This window comes from Pseudomonas sp. TH43, from assembly GCF_016650635.1.
In the GTDB taxonomy this organism is placed as follows: Bacteria; Pseudomonadota; Gammaproteobacteria; order Pseudomonadales; family Pseudomonadaceae; genus Aquipseudomonas.
In genome coordinates, this window is the sequence record NZ_JAEKFI010000001.1 from 492868 (window position 1) to 514721 (window position 21854).

Annotated in this window: 22 protein-coding genes; 12 read left to right on the forward strand and 10 right to left on the reverse strand. The window is 60.0% G+C overall.

The window, feature by feature from the left end:
• Positions 1 to 94: 94 nt before the first annotated feature.
• The 4 genes from JFT81_RS02000 to JFT81_RS02015 form a co-directional block, all read right to left on the reverse strand.
• The gene (locus tag JFT81_RS02000) at positions 95 to 1288 is read right to left on the reverse strand and encodes an acetyl-CoA C-acyltransferase (protein WP_201225900.1); all 1194 of its coding nucleotides are present in this window, start codon (positions 1286 to 1288) and stop codon (positions 95 to 97) included.
• Positions 1289 to 1300: 12 nt separating this feature from the next.
• Positions 1301 to 2062, reverse strand: a complete 762-nt coding sequence (locus tag JFT81_RS02005) for an SDR family NAD(P)-dependent oxidoreductase (RefSeq protein WP_201225901.1) — start codon at positions 2060 to 2062, stop codon at positions 1301 to 1303.
• Positions 2063 to 2078: 16 nt separating this feature from the next.
• Positions 2079 to 3743, reverse strand: coding sequence for an AMP-binding protein (locus tag JFT81_RS02010; protein WP_201225902.1), 1665 nt, complete (start codon positions 3741 to 3743; stop codon positions 2079 to 2081).
• Between the two features lie 246 nt (positions 3744 to 3989).
• Positions 3990 to 5006: an AraC family transcriptional regulator gene (locus JFT81_RS02015; RefSeq protein ID WP_201225903.1), complete on the reverse strand. Its 1017-nt coding sequence runs from the start codon at positions 5004 to 5006 to the stop codon at positions 3990 to 3992.
• 304 nt (positions 5007 to 5310) lie between these two features.
• On the opposite strand from JFT81_RS02015, the gene efeU reads away from it, so the two are divergent.
• Genes efeU through efeO (JFT81_RS02035) form a run of 4 tightly spaced genes read left to right on the forward strand, consistent with a single transcriptional unit; the run spans position 5311 to position 9541 of the window.
• Positions 5311 to 6165: an iron uptake transporter permease EfeU gene (gene efeU / locus JFT81_RS02020; RefSeq protein WP_201225904.1), complete on the forward strand. Its 855-nt coding sequence runs from the start codon at positions 5311 to 5313 to the stop codon at positions 6163 to 6165.
• An 8-nt stretch (positions 6166 to 6173) separates the two neighbouring features.
• Positions 6174 to 7373: an iron uptake system protein EfeO gene (gene efeO, locus JFT81_RS02025; RefSeq protein ID WP_201225905.1), complete on the forward strand. Its 1200-nt coding sequence runs from the start codon at positions 6174 to 6176 to the stop codon at positions 7371 to 7373.
• A 17-nt stretch (positions 7374 to 7390) separates the two neighbouring features.
• Complete coding sequence (gene efeB, locus JFT81_RS02030) at positions 7391 to 8689, forward strand: iron uptake transporter deferrochelatase/peroxidase subunit (protein WP_201225906.1); 1299 nt, start codon at positions 7391 to 7393, stop codon at positions 8687 to 8689.
• A gap of 27 nt (positions 8690 to 8716) precedes the next feature.
• Positions 8717 to 9541: an iron uptake system protein EfeO gene (gene efeO / locus JFT81_RS02035; RefSeq protein ID WP_016986782.1), complete on the forward strand. Its 825-nt coding sequence runs from the start codon at positions 8717 to 8719 to the stop codon at positions 9539 to 9541.
• A 122-nt stretch (positions 9542 to 9663) separates the two neighbouring features.
• Here efeO (JFT81_RS02035) and pssA read toward each other — a convergent pair whose 3' ends face one another.
• Positions 9664 to 11007 carry a CDP-diacylglycerol--serine O-phosphatidyltransferase gene (gene pssA, locus JFT81_RS02040; RefSeq protein ID WP_201225907.1) on the reverse strand — a complete coding sequence of 448 codons (1344 nt, stop codon included), beginning with the start codon at positions 11005 to 11007 and terminating at the stop codon, positions 9664 to 9666.
• Between the two features lie 205 nt (positions 11008 to 11212).
• On the opposite strand from pssA, the gene JFT81_RS02045 reads away from it, so the two are divergent.
• Positions 11213 to 11776 carry a TetR family transcriptional regulator gene (locus tag JFT81_RS02045; protein WP_201226649.1) on the forward strand — a complete coding sequence of 188 codons (564 nt, stop codon included), beginning with the start codon at positions 11213 to 11215 and terminating at the stop codon, positions 11774 to 11776.
• 55 nt (positions 11777 to 11831) lie between these two features.
• The gene (locus tag JFT81_RS02050; RefSeq protein WP_201225908.1) at positions 11832 to 12311 is read left to right on the forward strand and encodes a nuclear transport factor 2 family protein; all 480 of its coding nucleotides are present in this window, start codon (positions 11832 to 11834) and stop codon (positions 12309 to 12311) included.
• A gap of 110 nt (positions 12312 to 12421) precedes the next feature.
• Here the strand turns inward: JFT81_RS02050 and sfnG are convergent, their stop codons facing one another.
• Positions 12422 to 13504 carry a dimethylsulfone monooxygenase SfnG gene (gene sfnG, locus JFT81_RS02055; protein ID WP_201225909.1) on the reverse strand — a complete coding sequence of 361 codons (1083 nt, stop codon included), beginning with the start codon at positions 13502 to 13504 and terminating at the stop codon, positions 12422 to 12424.
• Positions 13505 to 13861: 357 nt separating this feature from the next.
• On the opposite strand from sfnG, the gene JFT81_RS02060 reads away from it, so the two are divergent.
• Complete coding sequence (locus JFT81_RS02060; RefSeq protein ID WP_201225910.1) at positions 13862 to 14641, forward strand: TSUP family transporter; 780 nt, start codon at positions 13862 to 13864, stop codon at positions 14639 to 14641.
• Here JFT81_RS02060 and nudC read toward each other — a convergent pair.
• The 3 genes from nudC to JFT81_RS02075 form a co-directional block, all read right to left on the reverse strand.
• A complete protein-coding gene (gene nudC, locus JFT81_RS02065) occupies positions 14609 to 15439 on the reverse strand; it encodes an NAD(+) diphosphatase (RefSeq protein WP_201225911.1) in 831 nt (276 codons plus the stop codon). The two genes, JFT81_RS02060 and nudC, sit on opposite strands and share 33 nt — an antisense overlap.
• 6 nt (positions 15440 to 15445) lie before the next feature.
• Positions 15446 to 16258, reverse strand: coding sequence for a crotonase/enoyl-CoA hydratase family protein (locus JFT81_RS02070; protein WP_201225912.1), 813 nt, complete (start codon positions 16256 to 16258; stop codon positions 15446 to 15448).
• 175 nt (positions 16259 to 16433) lie between these two features.
• A complete protein-coding gene (locus JFT81_RS02075) occupies positions 16434 to 17204 on the reverse strand; it encodes a class I SAM-dependent methyltransferase (protein ID WP_201225913.1) in 771 nt (256 codons plus the stop codon).
• 153 nt (positions 17205 to 17357) lie between these two features.
• Here JFT81_RS02075 and JFT81_RS02080 point away from each other — a divergent pair, with 153 nt between their 5' ends.
• The 5 genes from JFT81_RS02080 to pncA all read left to right on the forward strand — a co-directional run bounded on the left by JFT81_RS02080 (position 17358) and on the right by pncA (position 20461).
• A complete protein-coding gene (locus JFT81_RS02080) occupies positions 17358 to 17918 on the forward strand; it encodes a cytochrome b (protein WP_201225914.1) in 561 nt (186 codons plus the stop codon).
• A 29-nt stretch (positions 17919 to 17947) separates the two neighbouring features.
• Positions 17948 to 18481, forward strand: coding sequence for a tetratricopeptide repeat protein (locus tag JFT81_RS02085; protein ID WP_201225915.1), 534 nt, complete (start codon positions 17948 to 17950; stop codon positions 18479 to 18481).
• Positions 18482 to 18553: 72 nt separating this feature from the next.
• A complete protein-coding gene (locus JFT81_RS02090) occupies positions 18554 to 19030 on the forward strand; it encodes a sigma-70 family RNA polymerase sigma factor (protein ID WP_242485541.1) in 477 nt (158 codons plus the stop codon).
• Positions 19027 to 19785 (forward strand): transcriptional regulator, encoded by a 759-nt coding sequence (locus tag JFT81_RS02095; RefSeq protein ID WP_201225916.1) that lies wholly within the window; start codon positions 19027 to 19029, stop codon positions 19783 to 19785. Before JFT81_RS02090 ends, JFT81_RS02095 begins: the two co-directional genes overlap by 4 nt.
• A 49-nt stretch (positions 19786 to 19834) precedes the next feature.
• Positions 19835 to 20461 carry a bifunctional nicotinamidase/pyrazinamidase gene (gene pncA / locus JFT81_RS02100; RefSeq protein ID WP_201225917.1) on the forward strand — a complete coding sequence of 209 codons (627 nt, stop codon included), beginning with the start codon at positions 19835 to 19837 and terminating at the stop codon, positions 20459 to 20461.
• Between the two features lie 90 nt (positions 20462 to 20551).
• On the opposite strand, the gene JFT81_RS02105 is transcribed toward pncA, so the two are convergent.
• The gene (locus JFT81_RS02105; protein ID WP_201225918.1) at positions 20552 to 21853 is read right to left on the reverse strand and encodes an ATP-binding protein; all 1302 of its coding nucleotides are present in this window, start codon (positions 21851 to 21853) and stop codon (positions 20552 to 20554) included.
• Position 21854 lies beyond the last annotated feature (1 nt).

The following is a 21854-nucleotide window of genomic DNA, read 5'->3' on the forward strand; positions in this document are numbered from 1 at the left end:
CTTGCCCGCGAAATCGGTGGTTCAGCCGATGAACATGCTGAATGTTACGACGCCTTCGCGGGCAAGCCTTGCTCCTACAGGGGCGATTTGTGAATCAGTAGAGGCATTCCACGGCCATGGCCGTTGCTTCGCCGCCGCCGATGCAGATGGCCGCGATCCCGCGCTTGAGATTGCGCTGGCGCAACGCCGAGAGCAACGTCACCAGAATCCGCGCACCGGATGCGCCGATCGGATGGCCCAGCGCACAGGCACCGCCATGCACGTTGAGCTTGTCGTGCGAAATCTCAAGATGAGTCATCGCCGCCATGGCCACGACGGCAAATGCTTCATTGACCTCGAACAGATCCACCTGATCCAGCGACCAACCGGTCTTCTTGATCAGCTTGTTGATCGCCCCAATCGGCGCCACCGGAAACAGGCCCGGCGTGTCAGCAAACGCCGCATGGCCATGAATCACCGCCAGCGCTTTCAAACCAAGTTTCTGTGCCTGCGATTGACGCATCAGCACCAATGCTGCCGCACCGTCGGAGATCGAACTGGAGTTGGCCGCCGTCACCGTGCCGCCCTCGCGGAACGCCGGTTTCAGCGAGGCGATCTTGTCCAGTTTGGCTTTTGGCGGCTGCTCGTCATGGCTGATCAGCACCTGCTCTTTGCCAACGGTCACGGTCAGCGGGACGATTTCGTCCTTGAAGCTGCCGTCCTTGATTGCCTGCTGCGCGCGGGTCGTCGAGGCGATGGCAAAAGCGTCTTGCGCTTCGCGGCTGAAGTCATTGGTTTCAGCACAATCCTCGGCGAAGGTGCCCATCAAACGGCCCTTGTCGTAGGCGTCTTCGAGGCCATCGAGGAACATCGAATCGAGCACGCGGCCGTGGCCCATGCGATAGCCGGCGCGGGCACGGTCGAGCAGATACGGCGAGTTGGACATGCTTTCCATGCCCCCGGCGATCACCACGTCAGCGCTGCCGGCAATCAGCATGTCGTGCGCGAGAATCGTGGTTTCCATGCCCGAGCCGCACATCTTGTTGACGGTGGTGCAACGGGTCGACTTGTCCAGCCCGGCGCCCAGCGCAGCTTGACGCGCAGGTGCCTGGCCGAGGCCGGCAGGCAGTACGCAACCGAACAGCACTTCATCAACCGAGTCGCTGGCAACGCCGGCACGTTCAACCGCAGCCTTGATCGCCGCGGCGCCAAGTTGTGGCGCGGTGAGGCTTTTCAGTTCGCCCTGAAAGCCGCCCATCGGGGTGCGCACGGCGCTGGCGATAACAATTGGATCGTTGGAAATAGTCATGACAAATCCTCCTTACTTGGCGGCCATGCGCAAGGCGCCGTCGAGACGGATCACCTCGCCATTGAGCATGCTGTTTTCGATGATATGCCGAACCAGTGCAGCGTACTCGGCAGGCTTGCCCAGGCGCGGCGGGAACGGTACGCCGGCGGCCAGCGAGTCACGCACTTCCGGGGTCATGCCGGCCATCATCGGCGTTTCGAAAATGCCTGGGGCGATGGTCATCACGCGAATGCCAAAACGCGCCAGTTCGCGCGCGGCCGGCAGGGTCAGGCTGGCGATCGCACCTTTGGACGCCGCGTACGCGGCTTGACCGATCTGGCCGTCAAACGCCGCGACTGAAGCGGTATTGATGATCACGCCACGCTCACCGTCAGCATCTGCCGCAGATTCCGCCATCGCCGCAGCGGCCAGACGCAGCATGTTGAAACTGCCGATCAGGTTGACGTTGATCACCTGGGCGAAGCTGCTCAACGCATGCGGGCCGTTCTTGCCGAGGATCTTCTCGCCACGCACGATACCGGCGCAATTGATCAGGCCGTTGAGGCTGCCAAACGCGGCGACCGTCGCTTGTACGGCAGCTTCGGCGGCGGCTTCGTTGCTGATGTCGGCGACCACGCTTTGTGCGCCCAGCCGCTCGGCTTGTGCGGCGACGGCTTCAGCGTTCATGTCCACCAACATCACCTTGGCGCCGGCACTGACAAGCAATTCAGCGGTGGCGGCACCCAGGCCAGACGCGCCGCCGGTGACGATAAAAACCTTGTTTTCGATCTGCATGACAGTTTCCTTCAATTCAAGCTGAAACGTTGTGCGCCGCGGCCTCTTGAGCCTTGGCGATTTCCTGGTTGCGCAAGATAAAGCGCTGCAATTTGCCACTCGGGGTCTTGGGCAATTCGCTGACAAATTCGATTTCACGCGGGTATGAATGCGCGGCGAGACGCTTGCGCACGTGCTGGCGCAACTCTTCGGCCAACTCTGGCGCCGCGCGGTATTGCGCGCTGAGCACGACGAAGGCTTTCACCAGTTCGGTACGCTCCGGATCCGGTTTGCCGACCACGGCCGCTTCGACCACCGCGGGGTGTTCGATCAGCGCGCTTTCGACGTCGAACGGGCCGACGCGATAGCCGGAGGTAGTGATCACGTCATCGCTGCGGCCAACGAAGCTGATGCTGCCGTCCGGGTTCCATTCCACGGTGTCGCCGCTGAGGTAGTAATCGCCGACGAAGGCTTTGGTCGGCGCGCCTTCATAGCCGCCAAACCAGCACATCGGCGATTGAGGTCGATCGATGGCAAGGATCCCGGGCTGGCCGACCCCCAGTTCGTTGTATTGGTCGTCGAGCACGACGATGCGATGGCCCGGCGAGGCAAAACCGGCGGCGCCGACGTGTACCGGATGGTCGAAACCGTGGTGATTGCACAGCACCATGCCCAATTCGGTCTGGCCGTAATGATCATGAATGACCACGTCGAGATTGTCGGCGAACCAGCGAATCACTTCGGGGTTCAGTGGCTCACCGGCGCTGCTGACGATGCGCAACTTGCCCTTGATCGACCTGGCGAACTCGTCGCCGCCGGCAATCAGTAGGCGATAGGCCGTCGGCGAACCCGTGAGGTTGGTGATGCCGTACTTGTTGATCACCCGGCAGGTGCTTTCGAGGGTGAACGGACCATCGTAAAACGTGATCGGATGGCCCATCGACAACGGCCCGGTGACGCCGAAATAAATGCCATAGGCCCAGCCCGGATCAGCGACATTCCAGAAGGCATCCTGCGGGCGCAGATCAACGGCATCCCGGGTGTAGCTCTGGAATGCGACGATGGCTTTGAGCGGTACGGAAAGCGCTTTCGACGGGCCAGTGGTGCCCGAAGTGAACATCAGCAGGAACGGATCTTCGCCGGTGAGCAGAACCGGCTCACAGACGTTGGAGTGATTGGCCAGTTCGGCCCAGAAACTGAAATCGCCACGGACGATGCCCTGGCCTTTGGCGCCACCGACGGTGACCAGGGTCGGGCAGTCGACGACTTCTGCGAGTTTCGGCCGATTGACCGCGTCGGTCACCACGACTTTGGCGCCTGAACTGTTCAGGCGATGTTCGAGTGCTTTGGGGCCAAAAGCGGTGAACAGCGGCTGATAGACCGCGCCGATTCGCCAGGTGGCGAACACGGTGATGAGCAATTCGACGTTGCGCGGCAGCAGGCCGGCGACCTTGTCGCCCTTCTGTACGCCCTGGGCGAGGAGAAAATTGGCGAAACGCGCGGCTTTGTCCTGCAAGTCGCTGAAAGTGTACGTCGCACTGGCGCCGTCGCGGCCTTCCCAGAACAGCGCAATGCGTCCCGGCAATGCATGGCGGTCGCAGCATTCGACGCAGGCGTTGAGCGCCGCCAGCGTACCGCTGAGCGCGGCATCCACGGTGTGCTGATAGTTGAACTGTTCAGTGGCAGACAAGTAATCGCGCATTGCCAGAATCCCTCTGTGTTTTTATTAGGCTGGGAAGCGTAAACAACAGGGGGATAGTCGCGCTGTGGGGCTGTGGCGGCAATGGTCAAAGCCATCAAAGTGGCTGACTGGTTTGGCCAGGGTTCAGATCATTTGGCGCCTATCAGGACGCCATCGCTGGCAAGCCAGCTCCCACAGGGTCAGCACAAATCCTGTGGGAGCTGGCTTGCCAGCGATGGGGCCGGGCCCGGCGACAACTAATCCGGATCAGACTGCTTCGTTGAGGATCAACGTGCGGTAGTGCCCGGGATTCGACCCCGACCACTTGCGAAACGCCTTGTAGAACGAACTCGCATCGGCGAACCCCAACCGCGCCGCGATCTCGACAAAACTGATCGAAGGTTCCGCCAGCCAGACAATCGCCAACTCTTTGCGCACGCTGTCCTTGAGCCCTTGATACGTCTGCCCTTCCTCGGCAAGACGCCGGCGCAAGGTCGAGGCCGACATGCACAATTGCTGCGCCAGGGCGTCGGTTTCCGGCCATTGCTCGGCGGGTAATTGCCGCAAATCCTGCTTGATCCGACTGGCCAGGCTTTCCGGGTCGCGGTACTTCACCAGAATGTTCGCCGGCGCCTGGGCCAGAAAGCGCTTCAGCTCGTCGGCTGTGCGCTTGATTGGCAGGTCGAGGCAATCGGCCGAAAAGATCATCCGCGTGCGCGGCCGGTCGAAGCGCAGGTTTTCCGAGAACATCACCCGATAGTCGTCAGTGAAGTCCGGCGCCGGACAGCGCAGTTCGATGGCCAGAATCGGAATCCTGCGCCCCGCCAGCCAGCAGGCGACGCCGTGGACGATCATCCAATAGGTGAAATAGGTGAAAGCGCGACGCGGCTCGGGGTCGTCCTCCAACAGGACGATTTCCGCCAGGCTCTGCTGGTGCACCAGTTGCGCGGGCAGGCGCTCGAGCATCAGTGACAGAAAACTCAAGCCACTGCCCAAGCCGGCCGCGAGCGTCGGTTGCGCCATCGCGCTGCGGCAGAGAAACTCCAGACTGCCGGACTTGAGCTTGCGCAAGTCCATGCCGAAAAACTCGTCATCGCCGCGCCGGGCCAGCAAGCGCCAGAGTCTGGCGTACTGCGAGGCCGGTACCCGACCGTTTTCGGTTTGCAGCAGCGCCGGATCGATGCCGACCTTGCTCAAGACTTCTTCCGTGGCCACGCCCGGGGCACAACTTTGCAACAGTGCTTCACGCACCAGTTGAACGGCGATGGTGTCTTTTTCCGACATGGAACCCAGCAAATCCTGTTGTTTTTCGAATGACCCGCATCTTACCCCAACCCACACAAATCCCCATGTAGGAGCTGCCGCAGGCTGCAATCTTTTGATGGCGATTTTAAAAAAACCAGATCAAAAGATCGCAGCCTCGTTGCACTCGACAGCGGCTACAGGGTTTCGAGCAACGCGTGGATGAGAATCATTGTTCTTCAAGTTGTTCAGCTACCGTTCAGCTTCATGTCAATGAATGTCATGTGAGAATGAGTGTCATTATGTTACAACTTGTAACCTCTTCGAATGACTTAGTGGATGTCGAATGCTCGTTCCCTTTCTGATCATGCTGCGCGAAGGCATTGAAGCCGCGCTGATCGTTGGCATCATCGCCAGCTACCTCCAGCAAACCGGCCGTGGCCAATGGATGCCGGCCGTGTGGATCGGCGTATTTCTGGCCGCCGCCCTCGCCCTGCTGGTCGGTGGCGGTCTGGAACTGGTCAGTGCCGAGTTCCCGCAAAAGCAGCAAGAGCTGTTCGAAGGCGTGGTCGGACTGGTGGCCGTGGGCATTCTCAGCTCCATGGTGTTCTGGATGCGCAAAGTAGCGCGCTCGATCAAACATTCCCTGCAAGCCTCGCTGGATCACGCCCTGACCTCTTCGAAACACCAGGTCATCGCGCTGATTGCCATGGTCTTTTTCGCCGTGGCGCGTGAAGGGCTGGAGACGGTGTTCTTCCTGCTCGCGGTGTTCCAGCAAAGCGAAGGCCCGGGCGCGCCTATCGGCGCCCTGCTCGGTCTGATCCTGGCGATCATCGTCGGTTTCCTGATCTACAGCGGCAGCATGCGCCTCAACCTCTCGGCATTTTTCAAGTGGACCGGGTTGTTCATTCTGGTAGTCGCCGCCGGGATTCTCGCCAACTCGGTGCAGGCGCTGCATGAGGCCGGGCTGTGGAATCACCTGCAAACCGTACTCTTCGACTTCAGTGCGACGCTACCGATGGATGGTCCGTTGGGCTCGGTGCTGGCCGGCATGTTCGGTTATCAGGACACGCCGACCGTGAGCACCCTCGGCGCCTATCTGATTTATCTGCTGGTGGCGCTGGTGATGTTCTTTTATCCCGCCGGGGCCGCGCCCGCTTCAGCAAAAGCCGCCAAATCGTCTTCAGCTTCCAGCCAATAAGGGCATTCATGTCAAAGCCTAACTCTCCTCAGGCCACCCCTCCCCGTGCCTTGCGCTGGGCGCTGGCCGGCTCGGTGGTCGTGATGATCGCTGCCGGTGGCCTGTTCTGGTACGCCTCGAAAATGGCCGCGGCCAAGCGGCAGCACAACCACGATGAAGTGGTGGTCAACATTCACCCCGGCAGTTGCGAGCCGAATGAACTGAGCGTGCCCGCTGGCCGCGTCAGTTTCCGCATCGTCAACCGCTCCGAGCGCGCAGTGGAATGGGAAATCCTCGATGGCGTGCTCGTGGTTGAAGAGCGCGAGAATATCGCCCCCGGTTTAAGCCAGGTGATCAACGCCAACCTGCAACCTGGTGATTACGCGATCACTTGCGGTTTGCTGAGCAATCCGCGCGGCACCCTGCACGTAACGCCGACCGCCGCGTCCGACGCCGCCGCCAAAGCCAAACCGTCGATGGTCGCATTCGTCGGGCCGTTGTCAGAGTTCCGCGTGTATCTGGCCAGCCAGAGCAGCGCGCTGATCAAAGCGGTGAGCGCACTCGATCAAGCAATCGCTAGCGGCGATTTGAGCCAGGCGCAAGCACTGTACCTGCCGGCCCGCGCCGCTTATCAACGTCTGGCCCCAGCCGCGCAGCGCTTGGCCGAACTGGATAACAACATCAATGCCCGCGCCGACTATTTCGAAAAACGCGAACAGGACCCGACCTTCGTCGGTTTCCACCGCCTCGAATTCGCACTGTTCCAGCAGCGCACACTCGACGAACTGGCGCCGGTTTCGCAGCGGCTGCTGAGCGACGTCACCACACTCAAAACGCAACTGCTCGCCCAGACCCTGCCGCCGGAACAACTGGTCAACATCGTCGTGCGCAACCTCAATACCTTGGCCGACGTGCGTGCGGCCAGCGGTGAAGAGGAGCGCTACAGCCACAGCGACCTCAACGGTTTTGCCGCCAATCTGCAAACCGCGCACAAGGTCGTCGATCTGCTGCGGCCAATGCTGACCAAGTCTGCCGCCGACCTGTTACCGAAGATCGACCAGACGCTCGCGGACTTCGACACCGAGCTCGACCACTACAAGATCAAGGACGGCTACGCCAGCTACGACTCCGTCAGCGGCGAACAACGCAAGCAGATCGCCGACAAGGCCCAGGCTCTGGCCGACGCACTTGATGGCATCGATCCCGCCCTAGGCCTCTCCGGCCTGTAAGCAGAAGACGAGTACCGATGAAAGATTCAGAACAACTCAACCTGCAACGTCGCCGTGTCCTGATGGGCATGGGCGCCGCCGGTGTTGCCCTGGCAGGTTCAGCACTGAGCTGCCCGGCCATGGCTGCGGCACCTGCGCAAGTTACCGAAGCGCCCAGCAGCGACAAGACCGAAGACCGCCACGACTTCCACGGCGTGCATCAGACCGGCATCGTCACCCCGCGCCCGGCCTCGGGCATGTTCGTATCGTTCGATGTGCTGGCCAGCGATCGCGAAGACCTTGAGCGGCTGTTCCGCACCCTCAACGAGCGCATCGCGTTCCTGATGAAGGGCGGTCCGGTGGCGCAGATCGATCCGAAACTGCCGCCACCGGATTCCGGCATCCTCGGCCCCAATGTGACCCCGGACAACCTGACCATCACCGTGTCTGTCGGCGAATCGCTGTTCGACGAGCGCTTCGGCCTCGCCGATGCCAAGCCCAAACGCCTGATCCGCATGGTCGGTTTTCCCAACGATGCGCTGGAAGCCGATTGCTGCCACGGCGACTTGAGTTTGCAGTTCTGCTCGAACACCACCGACACCAACATTCACGCCCTGCGCGACATCGTCAAAAACCTCCCGGACCTGCTGCTGGTGCGCTGGAAGCAGGTAGGCAGCGTGCCGCCGCAAGCCCCGGCGAAACCCGGCGTACCGGCGCAGTCGGCGCGTAACTTCCTGGGTTTTCGCGACGGCTCGGCCAACCCCGATTCCAACGACAACAAAACCATGGACAGCATTGTCTGGGTGCAACCGGGCAGCGATGAACCCGCCTGGGCGACCCACGGCAGTTATCAGGCAGTGCGGATCATCCGCAACTTCGTCGAGCGCTGGGATCGTACGCCGTTGCAGGAACAGGAAAGCATCATCGGTCGGGTCAAAACCAGTGGCGCGCCGATGGGCGCCCAGCACGAAACCGAGGTCCCGGATTACCACAAGGATCCAGAAGGCAAGCTGACCAAACTCGATGCGCACATTCGCCTGGCTAACCCGCGCACCGCCGCGAGTCAGGCCAACCTGATCCTGCGCCGGCCGTTCAACTATTCCAACGGCGTCAACAAGAACGGCCAGCTCGACATGGGCCTGCTGTTCATCTGTTACCAGGCCGACCTGGAGAAAGGCTTCATTACCGTGCAGACCCGCCTCAACGGCGAACCGCTTGAGGAATACCTCAAACCGGTCGGCGGCGGTTACTTCTTCACCCTTCCGGGTGTTTCGGGCGACAAGGATTTCATCGGTCGCTCGTTGCTCAACGCCACACAACCTAAAACAGCTGCATAAAATAATCTCAACACTGGAGCCGCCCTCATGAAAAAGACGCCACTCGCGTTATTGCTGACCCTCGGTTTGCTCAACACCCCGCTGTCGGCGTTCGCCGCAACAGCACCGCTGGACCTGGTGGGGCCGGTGTCGGACTACAAGATTTACGTCACCGAGCAACTCGATGAACTGGGCAGTCATACCCAACAGTTCACCGACGCCGTGAAAAAGGGCGACCTGGCCACCGCACAAAAGCTCTACGCCCCGACCCGCGTCTACTACGAGTCGATCGAGCCGATTGCCGAGCTGTTCAGTGACCTCGACGCGTCCATCGACTCCCGCGTCGACGACCATGAGAAAGGCGTGAAAGCTGAAGACTTCACCGGCTTCCACCGCATCGAGTACACGCTGTTTTCGGAGAAAAGCACTCAGGGCCTGAACGAGCTGGCGGACAAGCTCAACAGCGACGTCAAAGACCTGCAAACCCGTGTGGCCGGCCTGACCTTCCCGCCTGAAAAAGTCGTCGGTGGCGCTGCGGCGTTGCTCGAAGAAGTGGCCGCGACCAAGATCTCCGGCGAAGAAGATCGCTACAGCCACACCGACCTGTATGACTTCCAGGGCAACATCGACGGCGCGAAGAAAATCGTTGATCTGTTCCGTCCGCAGATTGAAAAACAGGACAAGGCTTTTGTAGCGAAGGTCGACAAGAACTTTGCCACCGTCGACAAGATCCTGGCCAAGTACAAGACCAAAGACGGTGGTTTCGAGACATATGACAAGGTGAAGGATAACGACCGCAAGGCGTTGGTAGGCCCGGTGAATACACTGGCGGAAGACCTGTCCACATTGCGTGGCAAGTTGGGTCTGAACTGAGTTTTTTAGCGTCTGGTCTGGCCCTATCGCGAGCAGGCTCACTCCTACAGTTGGAATGCGTTCCCTTGTAGGAGTGAGCCTGCTCGCGATAGCGGTTGTATGACCGCTACAAATTTAAAACCTTACAAAATCCGGTAGAGCAACCGCTCGATCCGCACCCGACTCACACGCTTGAGAAACTTCGCCACACCGCTCGGGTATTCCGGCAACGTTTCCAGGCTCTGAAAGCTGTCGATCCGCGTGGTATGGCGGAAAATCTCTTCCAGCTCCTGCGCCCGCGGCGCCAGCCAATCCCCCTTCGGATCATCGATCAGCAGCGCGTTTTCCAGATCCAGACGGAACGCCCGTGGATTGAGATTGTTGCCGGTCAGCAGCGTATAGCGCTGATCGATCCACATGCCCTTGAGGTGATAGGTGTTGTCGCCATCACGCCACAGGTGCAGGTTCAACTGGCCGCTGTCGATGTTTCGCTGATGCCGCTTGGCGAAGCGCCGCAGGCTGATTTCGTACAGATACGGCAACGCCGCGATCACCTTGAACGGCTCGCTCGGCGGAATGTAGAAGTCGTTGGCGGTCTTGTCGCCGACCACAATGTCGATCTTCACACCACGGGCCAGGGCACGGTTGACCTCGCGGATCACGCCGAGCGGCAGGTTGAAGTACGGCGTGCAAATGGTCAGTTGCTGTTGCGCGCTGGCGATCAGTTCGAGAATCGCCCGGTTCAGCGGGTTGTTCTTGCCCACGCCGAGCAATGGACTGACCGACAGACCCGTGTGCGCCGTGCTGCCGGCGCTGGTGTCGTAGGTTGCGTATTTGAGCCGACTGCGCAGGTCGCCGATGTCGTTGCGCAGGCTGCGCGTAGTCGGCAGGTTGGGCAGGTCGAGACGATGCACCGCTTTCGATTCGATCAGACCGTGCTTGACCAAGTGGTGCATCGAGTCGGCCAGTTCGTGGCTTTGCAGCACGTGGTAACGGTCGAACCGGTACTTGTCGAACTTGTGCAGGTAGACGTTGTTAAGACTCGCACCGCTGTAGACCACGCAATCATCGATCACAAAGCCCTTCAGGTGCAGCACGCCGAACAGCTCGCGGGTCTGCACCGGCACGCCGTAGACCGGCACCTCGCTCTGATGCGTGCGAGTCATTTCCTGATACCACGCCGCGTTGCCCGGCTGCTTGCCGGCACCGATCAAACCACGCTGAGCGCGCAGCCAGTCGACGACCACGGCAATTTCAAGCTCTGGGCGCTTGAGTTTGGCGGCGTGCAAGGCATCGAGGATTTCCTGACCGGCTTCGTCTTGCTGTAAATAGAGCGCGACGATGTAGATGCGCTGGGTCGCCGCAGCGATTTTCTCCAGCAGGCAACGACGGAATTCGGCGGCACCGGACAGAATGGTCACGGCCTCGGCGGTCAGCGGAAAGCTGCGCAATTTGGGCAGCAAGGAACGTTTGAAAAGCAACGGCATAGGGCTCGCAATGGGTCGAATCCGAAGAACCCGAGAGCTTACACCATCGTATCCCTCGGGTCTTGTTAGTGTCCGTAATGACCTCTTCGCGGGCAGGCTCGCTCGCACATTTGAAATGCGTTTTCCTGTGGCAGCGAGCCTGCTCGCGAAAGCCACTTCGAAATCAACGCTTGACCAAGGAGAACAATCGTTCTACTTTTCACCCATGAACGAAATCACTAGCAACGACACACGCGACATCATTCTGGATGTCACCGAAAAGCTGATCTATAAAAGTGGCATCGCTGCCACCAGCATGGATCTCCTGGTGAAAACCGCCGGCGTTTCGAGAAAAAGTATTTACCGCTATTTCGCCGACAAGGACGCACTGACTGTCGCCGCCCTGCAACGCCGTGACGTGCGTTGGATGCACTGGTTTAAAAGTGCCGTCGATCAGGCCGAAACACCGGCCGATCGCCTGCTCAACCTGTTTACCGTGCTCAAGGCGTGGTTTGCTTCCGAAGGTTTCCGCGGCTGCGCGTTCATCAACACCAGCGGCGAAACTGGTGACCCGCAGGATCCGGTGCGTCTGGTCGCCAAAGAGCATAAACAGAAGCTGCTCGACTACGTGTGCGAGCTGTGTACTGAACACGGCGCCGAAGATCCGCAACTGCTGGCCAAACAGCTGCTGATCCTGATTGATGGCGCCATTACCGTAGCGCTTGTGATGGGTGATCACAGTGCCGCCGATAATGCGCAATGCATGGCGCGAAAGTTATTGGACCTGTAACGCCTTAATAAGCCTGACACGTTGTTTAAACGTTAACTTTTTCGGGAGACTGAATATGTCTACTGCAGCCCAGGTGCGTCCACCCTTGCCACCCTTCAACCGTGAATCAGCCATCGAGAAAGTTCGTCTGGCCGAGGACGGCTGGAATTCCCGCGATCCGGAAAGGGTCTCGCTGGCCTACACACTCGACACGCAATGGCGTAATCGCGCCGAATTCGCTCATGACCGCGAAGAAGCCAAGGCTTTCCTGACCCGCAAATGGGCGAAGGAACTGGATTACCGCTTGATCAAGGAGCTCTGGGCTTACTCCGATACGCGCATCGCCGTGCGGTATGCCTATGAATGGCACGACGATTCGGGAAACTGGTTCCGCTCGTACGGTAATGAAAACTGGGAGTTCGATGAAAACGGGCTGATGTTCCAGCGTTATGCCTGCATCAACGACATGCCGATCAAGGAAAGTGAACGCAAGTTCCACTGGCCGCTGGGCCGTCGCCCGGATGATCACCCCGGCCTGTCCGACCTCGGTCTGTAACAATCGACCCTGTAGGAGCTGCCGAAGGCTGCGATCTTTTGATCTTGATCCTAAAAAAACAAAATCAAAAGAGCGCAGCCTTCGGCAGCTCTACAGGGGATGTGTGGTGTTCAGGCAACAGCGGCGGTTTTTTCGGATTCGAGTTCGCGCACCAGCGGCAACACGCGCTTGCCGAAATACTCGACTTCTTCCTGAAAGTGCAGAAATCCCGCCAGCACCAGATCCACGCCCACCGCTTTCAACGCGACGATTCGTTCGGCAATCTGCAACGGTGTGCCGATCAGGTTGGTCTTGAAGCCGTCGTTGTACTGAACCAGATCCTCGAACGTCGACTTCGCCCAATTACCTTCGCCCTCCGGTGAAGCCCGGCCCGCCTGTTTCGCGGCATCGCCAAACGCGTTCACCGCTTCCGGATCGGCCTGCTCGATGATCTGCGCCAACACCGCCCGCGCCTCTTCTTCGGTGTCCCGAGCGATGACAAACGCGTTGACGCCAATCTTCACCGAATGATTGTTCGCTGCAGCCTTCTGCCGAATGTCATCAACCTGCGCCTTGATTCCTTCGACGCTGTTGCCGTTGGTGAAATACCAATCCGACACTCGCGCCGCCATGTCCCGCGCCGCGCGGGAACTGCCGCCCTGAAAGATCTCCGGGCGCCCCAGCGGTTTCGGTTTCAAGCTGTAATTGTCGAAGCGGTAGAAGTCGCCGCGAAAGCTGAAGTTGTCCTGACTCCAGACACCGCGCAGCGAGCGAATGAACTCTTCGGAGCGGCGATAACGCTCATCGTGTTCCAGCCAGTGTTCGCCAATCGCCTGAAACTCGCCTTTGAACCAACCGCTGACGATATTCACCGCGATGCGCCCGTTGGTGAGCTGATCGATCGTAGCCAGTTGCTTGGCGGCCAGCGCTGGTTGCCAGGGGCCGGGCAAAATCGCCGCGATGACTTTGAGTGTGTCGGTGGCAGCCAGCAAGGCATGGCTGAACGCGACCGACTCATGCTGGAACTCGGCCCCATAACCGGCAGTGAAGCGGATCTGCGTCAGCGCGTATTCAAACCCGGCAGCTTCGGCGAGTTGCGCCAGTTTACGGTTGTAGTCGATACCCCAATCGGTGCGTTGTTCGATCTTGCTGACCACCAGTCCTCCGCTGACGTTTGGCACCCAGTAGGCAAATTTCACGGCTTGCTGACTCATTGGCGTGTCCTCGGGACATTTGGGAGATGGGAGTGGTAGAGCAGCAAGCGTGCCAGCCTTGAAATGCCCGGTTTTGTTGGGCTTTTGCCTGGGAATGATGTTTTCAGGAAGGGTATTTGTTGATCGGGTGTTGGATCGGCAACAGTGGATGCTCCTGTAGGAGCAAAGCTTGCTCGCGAAGGCGTCACCCGACTCGCTGCAACCGCTGGATGTCAGGAAAACGGGAGGGCCTCTTCGCGGGCAAGCCTTGCGCCTACAGGCGATGGCGTCCGATGGGTCGCCGCAACAGCAGGAAATGAGTAACATGACCGCCCTCCCCGCAGCGATCACCTGCGCCTTGCCGAATAAGCCGATTCCATGCCTTTCGAACTCAGCGTTGACCTCACCACTCTGGCCATTCTGGCTGTTGTCGCTTTCATTGCCGGTTTCATCGATGCCATCGCTGGCGGTGGCGGTCTGTTGACCACGCCTGCATTGCTGACGGCCGGCCTGCCGCCACATCTGGTGCTGGGCACCAACAAACTCAGTTCGACCTTCGGCTCGGCCACCGCCAGTTTCACCTTCTACCGGCGCAAGCTGTTCCATCCACGGCAGTGGGTGCACGCGATTGTCGGGACCCTGGTCGGTGCACTGACGGGCGCCATCGTCGCCCATTACCTGCCCGCCGAATGGCTGAACAAGATGCTCCCGGTGATCGTCTTCGCCTGCGGTCTGTACCTGTTGTTCGGCGGTACGCCAAAAGCGCCGCTGGACAGCGACGCTCCGATCAAAAAGAAATGGCAATCGACCCAGGGCTTCAGCCTCGGTTTCTACGATGGCGTGGCCGGGCCTGGCACCGGCGCGTTCTGGACGGTGAGCAGCTTGCTGCTCTACCCGATCGATCTGGTCAAGGCCAGCGGCGTCGCGCGCAGCATGAACTTCGTCAGCAACATTGCGGCGCTGTCGGTGTTCGTGTTTTCCGGGCAAGTGGACTGGATCATCGGCCTGAGCATGGGCCTGTCGGTGATGGTCGGCGCTTTCTTTGGCGCGCGCACCGCGATCAGCGGTGGCGCCAAGTTCATTCGCCCGGTGTTCATCACCGTGGTGCTGGGTTTGACCGTGCGCCTAGCCTGGCAGCACTGGTTCAGCGTGGCCTAAGCGCCGCGCAACGTAGACGTCGATCAGGTAACGGGCAATCGACTTTGACGCCGGCAACGGCGGCAGGTCGTGCACGTTGAACCACTGGGCGTCTTCGATCTCGTCTTCCTGACAGATGATTTCGCCGCCAGCATATTCGGCATGGAAGCCGAGCATCATCGAATGCGGGAACGGCCAGCACTGGCTGCCCAGGTACTGAATATTCTTCACCTCGATGCTGACTTCCTCGCGCACCTCGCGAATCAGGCAATCCTCCGCCGACTCGCCCGGCTCGGCAAAACCGGCCAGCGTACTGTAGACCCCGGTGACGAAACGCGGTGAGCGCGCCAACAGGATCTCGTCGCCACGGGTGATGAGCACGATCATGCTCGGCGAAATCCGCGGATAGCTGCGCATATCACACGGCTGACAATACATCGCGCGCTCACGCGGCACCTGCGTCATCGCCTGCCCGCAATTACCGCAGAAACGGTGTTCGCGGGCCCAGGTGCCGATCTGTGCGGCGTACCCCAAGACTTTGTAAAGGGTGTGATCGCCGTCGAGCATGAACGCCCGCAGACCTTTCCAGTTACAACCCGACACCTCACTGACGCTGCGCAATTCCAGCAGGTACACCGGCTCGCCATCGAGATGGCCGATGCCGTGCTCGGCGAGGATCGACAAGTCCTGACGTTTAAGCCATTCCCGTGGGAACAGCGCGCCGTTGTCATCGAACAGAAAGCCTTCGGGGCTACGCGCCACGGCCCAGCCGCCGGGTTGATCAGTGTCCAGTACTGCAGTGGTCCAGCGAGATGTCATGGTTTCTCAATCCAGAAATTCAGGTTTCTGTTTGCTCATATGGGCGGCCATGGCCACGCGCAAATCGGTGGATTGCAACATGGCGGCGTTCCAGGTGGCAACGTATTCGAGACCGTCGTCGATGCGATGGTCGCGCATGTAGCTGATCATTTCCTTGGTACCGGTGACCGCGATCGGCGATTTCGAGGCGATGTCGCGGGCAATGTCGATCACGCCTTCTAGCAGCGCTTCTTTATCGCTGTAAACGCGATTGACCAAGCCGATGCTGCGAGCCTCTTCGGCACCGAAGGTGCGACCGGTGTAAGCCAGTTCACGCAGCATGCCGTCTCCGATGATTCGCGGCAACCGTTGCAAAGTGCCAACATCGGCGGCCATGCCGATATCGATTTCCTTGATCGAGAATTGTGCGTCTTCGGCCGCGTAACGCATGTCGCAGGCGGCGATCAGATCGATTGCACCACCGAGGCAATAGCCCTGAATGGCCGCAAGCACCGGTTTACGGCAGTTGTCGACGGCATTGAAAGACGCTTGCAAGGTGAGGATCTTGCGGCGCAGCAGTCGCGCATTGCGGCCGACATCCTTGCCCAGTTCATTGGCGACGCCAGCGAGCATCATCAGATCGATGCCCGAGGAAAAATGTTTACCGTTGCCGCTGAGCACCACTACGCGAACTTCATCGGTGTCGTCGATCCACTGGAAAATCTCGACGATCTCGCTCCAGAACGCCGCGTTCATCGAATTGATTTTTTCCGGGCGATTGATCTGCACATGGGCGATGTTATCGGCCAGTTCGACGCTGAACGCGGAGTATTGAGTCATGGCAGTGATCCTTTACCGGGCTGAAAATGAGGCCCGAACTATACCAAGGCACCACGATGGCGGTTCGGCCAAATGCGGGACTATCACACTCCCCCCGTAGGAGCTGCCGCAGGCTGCGTCCTTTGATTGTCATTTTTAAAAGACCCGATCAAAAGATCGCCGCCTGCGGCAGCTCCTACGGGGATTTTTGCGTGACGAAGGCTGCAGTTTCGTAAGGGACCGTGAGCACATCCTTGCCGCGCAATTCAGGCTCGGACGCAATCAACGCACGAATCTGCTCATCAATCTTCGCCCGCTGTGCCTCCGGCAGTGCCGCAATAAAACTGGTCGAGCGCACCCGATTGAAAATCACATCCTCGGGCGAGCCGGTATGGCCGTTGTGAAACTGCTGCAATTGCAATGGGCCGAATCGCGGATGGGGGAACGCCTTGCGCCATTCGCCGGTGTAGTAACGCGGCGTGTCCCCCTCCAGCGCATTGACGATGGCATCGAGCTTAGGCACCCAGCTCACCTGGGTATCACGCAGGTTCCAGATCAGTCCAAGCTTGCCACCAGGCTTGAGCACCCGGGCAATTTCGGTCAACGCCGCTTCACTGGCAAACCAGTGAAACGCCTGGGCGCAGACCACCACATCGACCGACGCGTCCGGTAACGGCAGATCCGTTGCGGTACCGCTGACGGCCAGCACCTCAGGCCAGGCCTCGGACAGTTTCTCCAGCATTTGCGGCACCGGTTCGACAGCAATCACCTGCGCGCCCGTTGCCAGCAATCGTCCGGTGAACTTGCCGGTGCCCGCGCCAAGATCAATCACGGTTTTGTGACTGTCCAGCCCCAACGTAGCGGTCAGCCAGCCACTGACTTGCGGCGGATAGTCCGGTCGTCCTTTGACATAGGTGTCGGCGACGGTCTTGTAGCCGGCAGCTGAATGGTGAAGCTGTTCGTTCATGGCAGTTTCCCCTTATGGCAAAGCATCGGATCGACGGCGGACGCTCACGAGCATAGCGCTTGAATTTACCGAGACGTTGAACAGTCACTGACAATGCAATGAATAAAATTTCACCCTCGGGTGTTAACCGTACATTGCCCAAGAGGATGACCCATGAGCGTTACGACCACTGATTTGCCCGTCCGTTACGACCGACTGACCATGGCCCTGCACTGGCTGACTGCCGCGCTGGTCATCGGCCTGTTTGCCTGTGCCCAGATCTGGGAGCAATTGCCCAAGGGCACGCCACTGCGCAAGGAGCTGCAGGCATTGCACATCTCCTGCGGCATCTTGTTGGCCGTCATTGTTGTCACCCGGGTGCTCTGGCGTTTGTTCAAGGGGCGGCGGTTACCGCCGGCCAATCAGGGCGCATTGAACATTCTGGCGAAAACCGCACACCTGGCGCTGTACGCGCTGCTGTTGAGCCAGATCGTGCTGGGTTTTTTCCTGCGCTGGGCCCAGGCCGAACCTTTCAACTTCTTCGGGCTGTTTGAGGTCCCAACGTTGATTGCCTTCGATAAAAGCATGAAGTCGGTATTTGGCGGCCTGCATGAACAAGTGGCGTGGGCCATCATCATCCTTGCGTCTTTGCACGCCATCGTGGCGCTGGTGCATCACTACGGCCTGCGCGACAACACCTTGCGCCGCATGTTGCCGGGACGTGTTTCCAACTGACGCGACACTTTCTCACTGGAGCCTTGCCCATGACTATCCGTTCCGTTATGTTCGCCGCCCCGTTGCTGCTGGCGGCTGCCATGTCCAGTCATCTGGCCTTCGCCAATGGTGACGAAGACGAGCCGGTGCAGAAGCCTGAATGCCCGAAAGGCCAGGTCTGGGACAGCAAAACGCAAAAATGCGTATTGCAGACCAGCAGCCTGTTGCCCGATGCCGATCGCACCGATTACGCCTATCGTCTGGCCAAGGCCGGCCGCTACGAGGAAGCATTGGCGTTGCTCGACACGCTGCAACAGCCGAACACCGCCAAGGCGCTGAATTATCGCGGGTACGCCACGCGCAAACTCGGGCGTACCGACGAAGGCATCAGCTATTACCTGCAATCGGTGAAACTCGACCCGCAGTACGCACAAGTGCGCGAATACCTCGGCGAAGCCTATGTGATCAAAGGCCGCGTCGACCTGGCGCAAGAACAGTTGCAGCAGATCCAGTCGATTTGCGGCACGGCGTGCGAGGAATACCAGGACCTGGCGCAAGCCATTAACGACTCATCGAAAACCTGACCATCAAGAGTAGAGGCCATCATCGTCAGCGATCAGGCATTCAGAACGGAACTCGGACAGCATCTGGCGCGATTGTGGCGCTACGGTCTGCTGCTGTCGCGCAATCGGCATGTCGCCGAGGATCTGGTGCAGGCGACGTGTGTGCGGGCGCTGGAGCGTTCTGCCCAGTACATCGCCGGCACACGCATGGACCGCTGGCTGCTGAGCATCCTGCATTCGATCTGGCTCAATGAAGTGCGCGCGCGGCGCGTGCGTCAGGGCGCAGGTCAGGTCGATGCCGACGGCCAACTGGCATTCGATGGCGAATACGCCGCGCAGACCCATGTGTTGGCCGCGCAAGTGATTCGCCGCGTCGATGCCCTGCCCGAGACCCAGCGTGAAACGGTGTACCTGGCCTATGTCGAAGGCCTGTCATACCGCGAAGTCGCCGAGATCCTGCAAGTGCCGATCGGCACGGTGATGAGCCGTCTGGCCACCGCCCGCCTGAAACTCGCCGAATACCCGCCGCTGCAAGCGGTGCCGAAAACCACCGAAGGAGACCGGTCATGAACACACCTTCGGATGAACAACTGGTCGCCTACCTGGACGATGAACTAGACCGCGAACAGCGTAGCCAACTGGACAGCGACATCGCCGACGATCCGCTGCTCAGCCTGCGCGTGCAGTGGTTGAGCCGCAGCAATCTGCCGTACAAAGCCGCCTACGATGAATTGGCGCAGCAGGCGCCGCTGGAACGCTTGCAGGCTCGCCTCGACGGTATTCCGGCGCCGGAGACTCCGGGGCTGAGCCGGCGCTGGTTTATCGGCGCGGCGGCCGCGACTCTGGTGGCTGGCGGCGTCCTGGCTGATCGGTTGTTCCTCGGCTGGCAAGCGCAGCAAGACCACAGCTGGCGCGAGCTGGTCGGCGATTACATGGCACTTTACGTCCCACAGACGCTTGATCATCTGCCGGCTGACGAGGCGAACCAGCGCGCGCAGTTGCGTACGGTCGACGCGCGGCTCGGCCTGAGTTTGTCGCCGGCAACGCTGAAACTGCCCGGCGCCGAGCTCAAGCGCGCGCAAATGCTCGAATACGACGGCGTGCCGATCGCGCAAATAACCTATCTCGATGCCAAACATGGCCCCATGGCCCTGTGCGTCACCCGTTCCAACAGCGGCAGTCAGCCGTTGGCTCACGAACGGCGGCATGCCATGAATGTGGTGTATTGGACCGAGCGCGAGCACGCGTGGATGCTGATCGGGCACAACCCGGCGTCGGAGCTTGAGGGCCTGGCCAAGCATTTGATCGAACGATTTAGCGCATGACGGCCGCTGCCACTATCCTGTGCGGGTGATTATCCAAGGAGGAACACCGATGCAGATTTCACCACGCAGCGCTCTGTTGGTCATCGACGTGCAGAACGACTTCACTCCTGGCGGACAGTTGGCCGTACCTGAAGGCGATCAGATCGTCGCGCTGATTAACCGTCTCGCCGGCCACTTCAAGCAGGTCATCATTGCCCAGGACTGGCACCCTGCCGGTCATGCTTCGTTCGCCTCCAGCCATCCCGGGCGCAAGCCTTACGATGTGATTGAGTTGCCCTACGGCCAACAGACGCTGTGGCCGGATCATTGCGTGCGCGCCACGCCCGGCGCCGAGTTCCATCCAGAGCTGGATCTGCCCCACGCGCAACTGGTGATCCGCAAAGGCTGCAACCCGGACATCGACAGTTATTCGGCGTTTCTCGAAGCTGACCGCACGACGACGACGGGGCTCGCCGGTTATCTCAAGGAGCGTGGCATCGACACGGTTTATATGGTCGGACTGGCGCTGGATTTCTGCGTGATGTTTTCTGCGCTGGATGCACGCACGGCGGGGTTCAACGCATTTGTCGTGCTGGACGCCTGCCGGGCGATTGATCTGCAGGGATCGCTGGCAGCTGCAATCGAGCGGATGCAACTCGCCGGGGTCGGCCTGATCCAGTCAAACGACCTCGTCTAACCCCTGTAGGAGCTGCCGCAGGCTGCGATCTTTTGATGTTGTTTTTTTAACATCAAGAGATCGCAGCCTGCGGCAGCTCCTACATTGGTTTCAGGTGGCGGTGGGTAGCCATAGCCGGAAGCGGGCGCCGCCCAATGGAGAGGACTCCACGGTGAGCGTGCCGCCCTGCGCTTCCAGTGCCCGGCGGCTGATGGCCAGTCCCAGACCAAACCCACCCGTGGCCCGATCGCGGCTGCGGTCCAGACGGTAAAACGGCTCGAAAATCCGTTCTCGCTCATCATCCGGGATACCGATTCCGTCGTCGTCGACCCAGATCTCACACCCTTCGCCATTCACCTGCACGCCAATCTGAATGCGTTTTTCGCAATAGCGCATCGCATTGCGCAGCAGGTTCTGGATGGCGCGGGCGGTCAGGCGCGGATCCAGCGAGAAGCGTTCGAGCTGGCCATGCAACAACACGTCGATGACGATTTCCGGCGACTCCAGTTCCTCGTCGACGCTGCCCAGAATGCTGTCGATGAATTCGTCCAGCGAGACTTCAATCTGTTCCGGCAATTGCGCCGGGTTCTGCAAGCGGCTATAGGACAGCAGCTCAAGCACCAGCTCGTCGAGCTCACGAATGTGCGCGACCAGGCCCTGCAAGCGCTCACGGCTGGCGGCCGGCAAATCGTCGGACAGCGCCAGCGCGAGGCCGAAATCGAGGCGCGTCAGCGGTGTACGCAGCTCATGGGAGACCGCGTTAAGCAGGTCGCGTTGCTGATTCAGGAGGTTTTCGATGTCGCCGGCCATGGTGTCGAACACGTTGGCCAGACTGCCGATGTTCGAACTCTGGGCGATTTTCGTGCGTTCGCTCAAATGGCCTTTACCGAAGCGTTCGGCAGTGCCCTTGAGGCGTTCGAGATCGCGCCAGTGCGGGCGCAACCACAGCAGCAGGCACGCCAACAGGCTCGCGCCGATCAACACGTTGATGCTCCAGTACAACAGATTGACGTCCATCGGGTCCGGCGGTACGACCATTTGCACCGCCATGTCGTCATTCAGCGGCGTCACCGCCAACGTGCGCCAGCCCCAGTCGCCGATGCGCACCACGTTCTCGCCACGGCGTAACCGTTGCTGCTCGATCGCCGTGAAGTCGGCGTTATCGATGCGCGCGAGGGCGATGTGCAAGGGCTGGAAATCCTTGTCCATCGACGCCGCAATCGCCGGCCATTGATCGTGCGGCGCAGCATGAAACTGCTTGGTGATCAGCGATTGCAGGCCGCGCGAATAATCCAGGTTATAGGTGACGAATCGATCGCGGAACGCCATGACCACCAGATCCGGCACCAGATAGATCGCCGCGCTGTACGAGACAATCGTCACCAGGTACAGACGAAAGAGGATGCGAAACATC

Excerpts from the sequence above, each read along its gene's own strand:
- JFT81_RS02000 (WP_201225900.1), bottom strand. The coding sequence starts at position 1,288 with ATGACTATTTCCAACGATCCAATTGTTATCGCCAGCGCCGTGCGCACC.
- JFT81_RS02005 (WP_201225901.1), bottom strand. The coding sequence starts at position 2,062 with ATGCAGATCGAAAACAAGGTTTTTATCGTCACCGGCGGCGCGTCTGGC.
- JFT81_RS02010 (WP_201225902.1), bottom strand. The coding sequence starts at position 3,743 with ATGCGCGATTACTTGTCTGCCACTGAACAGTTCAACTATCAGCACACC.
- JFT81_RS02015 (WP_201225903.1), bottom strand. The coding sequence starts at position 5,006 with ATGTCGGAAAAAGACACCATCGCCGTTCAACTGGTGCGTGAAGCACTG.
- efeU (WP_201225904.1), top strand. The coding sequence starts at position 5,311 with ATGCTCGTTCCCTTTCTGATCATGCTGCGCGAAGGCATTGAAGCCGCG.
- efeO (WP_201225905.1), top strand. The coding sequence starts at position 6,174 with ATGTCAAAGCCTAACTCTCCTCAGGCCACCCCTCCCCGTGCCTTGCGC.
- efeB (WP_201225906.1), top strand. The coding sequence starts at position 7,391 with ATGAAAGATTCAGAACAACTCAACCTGCAACGTCGCCGTGTCCTGATG.
- efeO (WP_016986782.1), top strand. The coding sequence starts at position 8,717 with ATGAAAAAGACGCCACTCGCGTTATTGCTGACCCTCGGTTTGCTCAAC.
- pssA (WP_201225907.1), bottom strand. The coding sequence starts at position 11,007 with ATGCCGTTGCTTTTCAAACGTTCCTTGCTGCCCAAATTGCGCAGCTTT.
- JFT81_RS02045 (WP_201226649.1), top strand. The coding sequence starts at position 11,213 with ATGAACGAAATCACTAGCAACGACACACGCGACATCATTCTGGATGTC.
- JFT81_RS02050 (WP_201225908.1), top strand. The coding sequence starts at position 11,832 with ATGTCTACTGCAGCCCAGGTGCGTCCACCCTTGCCACCCTTCAACCGT.
- sfnG (WP_201225909.1), bottom strand. The coding sequence starts at position 13,504 with ATGAGTCAGCAAGCCGTGAAATTTGCCTACTGGGTGCCAAACGTCAGC.
- JFT81_RS02060 (WP_201225910.1), top strand. The coding sequence starts at position 13,862 with ATGCCTTTCGAACTCAGCGTTGACCTCACCACTCTGGCCATTCTGGCT.
- nudC (WP_201225911.1), bottom strand. The coding sequence starts at position 15,439 with ATGACATCTCGCTGGACCACTGCAGTACTGGACACTGATCAACCCGGC.
- JFT81_RS02070 (WP_201225912.1), bottom strand. The coding sequence starts at position 16,258 with ATGACTCAATACTCCGCGTTCAGCGTCGAACTGGCCGATAACATCGCC.
- JFT81_RS02075 (WP_201225913.1), bottom strand. The coding sequence starts at position 17,204 with ATGAACGAACAGCTTCACCATTCAGCTGCCGGCTACAAGACCGTCGCC.
- JFT81_RS02080 (WP_201225914.1), top strand. The coding sequence starts at position 17,358 with ATGAGCGTTACGACCACTGATTTGCCCGTCCGTTACGACCGACTGACC.
- JFT81_RS02085 (WP_201225915.1), top strand. The coding sequence starts at position 17,948 with ATGACTATCCGTTCCGTTATGTTCGCCGCCCCGTTGCTGCTGGCGGCT.
- JFT81_RS02095 (WP_201225916.1), top strand. The coding sequence starts at position 19,027 with ATGAACACACCTTCGGATGAACAACTGGTCGCCTACCTGGACGATGAA.
- pncA (WP_201225917.1), top strand. The coding sequence starts at position 19,835 with ATGCAGATTTCACCACGCAGCGCTCTGTTGGTCATCGACGTGCAGAAC.
- JFT81_RS02105 (WP_201225918.1), bottom strand. The coding sequence starts at position 21,853 with ATGTTTCGCATCCTCTTTCGTCTGTACCTGGTGACGATTGTCTCGTAC.